2 protein-coding genes are annotated in these 5,141 nt (G+C 64.9%); both read right to left on the reverse strand.

What is annotated here, in order from left to right; genetic code table 11:
* A partial coding sequence (locus DBR30_RS21920; RefSeq protein WP_375135842.1) for a transglycosylase domain-containing protein occupies window positions 1–757 on the reverse strand: 757 nt, incomplete at its 3' end.
* On the reverse strand, window positions 723–5,141 hold a 4,419-nt coding region (locus DBR30_RS08495), incomplete at its 5' end, for an alpha-2-macroglobulin family protein (protein ID WP_258224356.1). The genes DBR30_RS21920 and DBR30_RS08495, both read right to left, overlap by 35 nt.

Consider the following 5,141-nt stretch of genomic DNA (forward strand, 5'->3'; position numbering starts at 1 on the left):
GCTCGGGATGCCGGTCCGGCCGGTTGCGGCTTGGAGCCTGCGGCAGCACCGCCAACAGCGCCGCCTCGGCATAGGTCAGCTTGGCGGCGCTCTTGCCGAGATAGGCAAAACTTGCCGCCTGCACCCCCTCCAGGTTGCCGCCAAACGGCGCCCGGTTGAGGTAGACGGTGAGCAAGGTGCGCTTGTCGTAGTGCCACTCCAGTTGCAGCGCACGGGCCATCTGACGCAGCTTGCCGGGCACGCTCCGGTGGTAGGGCTCGATGAGGCGGGCCACCTGCATGGTAAGAGTCGAGCCACCCGACACGGCGCGCCCGTAACGCAGCCACTGCCAGACCCCGCGCACCATGGCCACCGGATTAACCCCGGGATGACGCCAGAAGTAGCGATCCTCGTAACCCAGCAACGCCTCGATATAGCGGGGGGAGACCTGCTCCAGGGTCACGGGGTAGCGCCACACGCCGCTGGTATCGGCAAAGGCGCGCAGCGGTCGCCCTTTCATGTCAAGCACCACCCGTGCGTAGGCGGGGTCTAGTGGCGGCGGCGGGAAAATGCGATCCAGCGCCAGCAATGACAGCAGCAGTGCTACAACTCCCAGCACCGAAAAGTGCAGCAAGCGCGGCAGACCGCCAAGCCAGCGCCAGCCTGCGCGGCCACTGCGACCCAGGCTCAGCCAACCACGCAGCCAAAAAGTGAGCGGGCGAACCCGCTCAAGGGAGGGTTTGTTACTCAGAGATACGCACCTCGTGGATATCCTCACCCACAGCCCGCAGTTCAGGCCGGTACATATCCTCCACCTGGGTCGGTGGCACCTGATAGCGGCCCGGCGTCACCGCCCGCATCAGGTAGACCAGTTGCTGGTTGCTCCCCTCGCTCAGATCCAGCGCTGCCGTGTAGCGGTCATCGCGAAACTCCTGATGCTTGAGATAGTCGTTCCACTCACTCTGCCACGCCGGTTTCCCCTCGATGGAGAGCTCTTCGAGCTTGATGCTGTTGCCAAGGGCCGGGTTCTCCAGCTCGAAGCCAGCGGGCACCATCTCCACCAGCAGGGCATCGGGCACCGCCGATTCGCTGCTGACATTGAGCCGTACCACCACCAGATCGCCCACCTTCACTGTGGCGGGCTCAAACCGCTGACCGTCGCTGTTGAACCAGCTGCGGGTCACACTCATCCCTTTGCTAATCCGTGCCGGTGCCTGTTCGGGGTAACCGACCAGAGTGCGCTGCACATAGAGGGATCCCTTGCCCTCGTTGGTGACGGTGCTCGCCGCCAGTGCCTCGGGGGCACCCTGCTGTAGCGGAGCCGAACCGCTCAGGGATTCACTGCCAAGAGAGGAAGTTACCTTGGCCTGCCAGTCGACGGCAGGATCGAAACGGGCCAGTCGCAACAGAGCGAGCCGCTCCTGAGTGCTGAGCCACTGACGATGGGCCAGGGTATCGGCTACCTTGGCGCTGAGATCAGGCCAGCGCTCCGCAGCCAGCTTGTGCTGACGAAGCAAGGAGAGCTCAAGGGCCTGATCGCGCAGCGGTGAGCCGTAATCCCCCAGATAGTCATCCCCGCGTTCGGTCGCCAATGCCCGGCTGAGGGCCTTGGCGGCGTTCTGCTCATCCCCCATGGCCGAGAGCGCCAGCGAGAGGTGCAAGAGCGGCAAACCGGAGCGAGCGTGATCAGCCTGCTGCTCCCAGATAAGTCGCAGGGTAGCGAGCGGTGCCTTGCCCACCCGGGCCAGCACATAGGCGCTGTAAGCCTGATAGGCAAGCCGGCTGTGCTCGGGGGCTCTGCTCCAGCGCTCGCCATACTGGCTGTCGGTAAGATAGCTTTGCAGCCGGTTCAGCGCCTGATTGAGCATCGCCTCCGGCACAGCATCACCCGCCTCCTTGCGCGCCAGCAGGTAGTCGGCGGCATAGGCGGTGAGCCACTGCTCTTCGTCGGAGCGACCATCCCAGAGGCCAAAGCCACCGCTTGGCAGTTGCAACCGCTGCAGCCGTTGCAGCAGGGCACGCTGCACATCCGCCTCACTCGCCGCTTTCTTGCCCTCTGCGGGTTTGCTCCAGGCGGCCCGCTCATCGGCCGTGGTCAGCAGATAGGGCCAGGCCCGTGACAGGGTCTGCTCCAGACAGGCGTAGGGGTAATCGGCCAGCGCCTGCCACTGGGCTGCCGGATCCCAAGGCGGGGTGCCAGAGAGGCTGAGCAGCCCCTGCAGGTTGGCACGATCCAGCCCGGTCAGATCAGCTGGCGCAAAGCTCATCTGCTGGCCGGGGGCCAGCATCTGGTAGCGCTGGCGAGTCTCGGCAGGCCAGGGGGAGCGCAGCGGCAAATACCAGTCGCGGCTGATGGAAAAATCCTTGCCGCTGGCCGCCAACTGCAGGCTTGCCACGCCGCTTGCCCCGGTCACGGTGAGCGGCAGGGTCAGCCACTGCTCCTCGCCATTTTTAAGGGACAGGGTGCCGGGCAACTCGCCATTTGCCTTGAGCCCGCCATTGAGGGTCCAGGCAAGGGAGAGGGTCTGATCCTCGCCACTCATGTTGCGCAGTTGCACCAGCGCCCGGGTCTCATCCCCTCTGGCGCCAAAGCGCGGCCAGCCAATTTCGGCCACCAAGGGCGCCACCACCTTGACGGCACGCTCGGCCTCACCAACTTGCTGCTCATTCCAGGCCAGCGCCATCAGCGCCAACTCGCCGTTGAAGTTGGGCAAATCGAGCGGGATCACCGCCTTGCCGCTCTCATCAAAGCTCACCTCGCCACTCCACAGTGCGGCGATCTCGACCCGGCTCTCCAGCGCGCCGCCTTTTTTCAGCGGCGCCCGATCGCCCCCGTAGTTGAGACGAGCCAGCTTGCCATCTTGCGGCGGGATCACCTGACCGTAGTTGTCGAACAAATCTTGGGAGAAACGCTTGCGACCAAAGAAGATCTCGAACGGGTCGAGGGGCTGGTAGTCGCTGATGTTGAGCACGCCCCGATCCACCGCGGCCAGCACCACCCGTCCCTGACTGTTGGGGGTAGAGGTGGCGGTCACTTCGAGCCGGGTGAGCGGCACCGCTTTATCAGGCGCGCTCAGGGTGAGCGGAAGACGGCGCACTTCCCGGTCCAGGGTGAGCGGCACCAGTCCGACCGAGCGCAGGCTCTGTCCCTGCTGGCTGCCGACCGGTTTGGAGGCGCTGTCTGGCGCGGCGATCTGGGCCGAGATATGCAAGTCATGGCGCAGCCACTCGGGGCTGATCGGGATCTCGAACTCGCCGCGGGCATCCTTAACATCACCACCGGCGCCCTTGAGCTCGATACGCTGCCACCAGCGCAGGCCGTCGCCATCTTCCACAATCAGCAAGCCCTTGCCGGGGCGCGGGGCCACCAGCGTCACTTTGGCCTTGTCACCCGCCAGATAGGCGCGCTTGTCGAGGGTGATGGCAATCTTGTCAGGCCGCGCCTGCTCGCCACCGCCGCCCCAGGCGTAGCTGCCGATCTCCACCCGCAGGCTCGATTGATGGCCCTGACTGTTCTCCACCTCCAATCGATACCAGCCCGCCGCCAGTTGCAGCGTGAGCGGGGTCGGCCCCTTGCCGTCCAGCTGCAGGGTCTGCTCCTGCTCCAGATAGGGCTGGCTGTTGAACTCGTACTTCCACCCCTCCCCATCGGCGTAGTGCCAGTAGTAGTCGCGGTACTCGTTGATAAGGCGCACCTTCACCGCCCCCGCCACCGGTTGGCCTTGCTCATCGAGGTTGAGGATCTGGAAGGGGAGCGGCTTGCCCCCTTCCACCCGATCCGCCACGAAGTCGGCCTTGAGTGCCGGCCACTGGCTGCCCGCGGGCCAGCCATACTGGGTACGGCTGCGATTAACGGCGCGGCCACCGGGCTCGGCGAGCGACACCCGATAGGCCACCTCCAGCGGCCCGAGGGCTCGCACCCCATCGAGCTCATCAGTAAGCGAAAAAGTCCCCTGCCCCTGCGCATCGAGGGTGAGACTGCGCGCCTCGAGATCCTTGGCCTGCTCGGCGAGCAGTACGTCACCCAGAGTGAACTCCTGCCACTGGGTAAAGGGCATGGTGGCGCGGCTGATCTTCACCTCCGCCTTCGCCTTGGTGGCGCTCGCCGGCGCACCGTAGAGATAGTCCCCTTGCAGCGGCAGGGTGAGGGAGGCGTCCAGATCCGTCACTTCACCATCCGGCCCCTTGCCAAGCTGCAGTTTCAAGCGCTCTGGCAAAAACTCCTCCACCAAGAAGGGCCACTCGAAGCGGCTGCCAGCGGCGGTCTTGAGGTTGATGGTCCAGCGCCCGAGCGGCGCATCGTCCGGCAGACGCAGACCGTAGTGGGCCGCGCCCAAATTGTCCGGCAGCAGCCGTTTCTGTTCGAGCAGCTGACCGTCCGGCTGTTTCACCTCCAGCTCCACCGCCATCCCCGGCAGCAGCTGGCCATCCTGCCCCTTGAGCAGGATCTCGCTGTCGAGCCGCTCGCCGGGGCGATAGAGATCGCGCCCGCTAAAGAGATACAACTGCTGGGCCTGCCAGGGCTGGGTGCCGAGATCGAAGGTGGAGAGATCGAGCGCAGCCCCATCGAGGCGCAGCACCGCCAGATGGTTGCCCTGTTCGGCCAGCAGCAGGCGAGCCCCCTGCACCTGATCGAAGCGACGATGGCCCTGCGGATCAGTGGTTTGCACCTGCAGCCGGTTGCCCTTCTCGTCGAGCAGGGAGAGCTGCACATCCTTGAGCGGGTCGGCGCTGGCCAAAGAGCTGACAAACACCTCCAGCTGATCGCGGTAACGGCGGGCACTGAGCCCCATGTCGCTCACCGCGAAATAGGTGGTCTCCTTGCGCCAGTCGTAGTTGCCAAGGGGCGACATCACCGCAAAGTAGACGCCAGCCTCCGCCAACTGCGGCTCCTTTACATTGATAAGGCGGGTCTCGCGCCGGTTGGCATCGAGCTCCAGCGCATAGCGGCCACTGAATACCCGCTTGGCCCGCTGGGTGATCTGCTCAAGCTCCCAGTTACCCATGCCGGCACCGGGGCGATATTCCGCCAGAAAACGGGGCAGATATTCCGCATCGACCCGAAAGAAATCGATATTGACCTCGTCCACATTGACAGCGCTGATGGGCAAGCGAAGTTCCTGACGCAGCGGCAATACCATGCCACTGGCGGTAAACGAAGC

Origin of the sequence: Aeromonas sp. HMWF017 (assembly GCF_003061465.1) — a bacterium.
Classification (GTDB): Bacteria; Pseudomonadota; Gammaproteobacteria; order Enterobacterales; family Aeromonadaceae; genus Aeromonas; species Aeromonas veronii.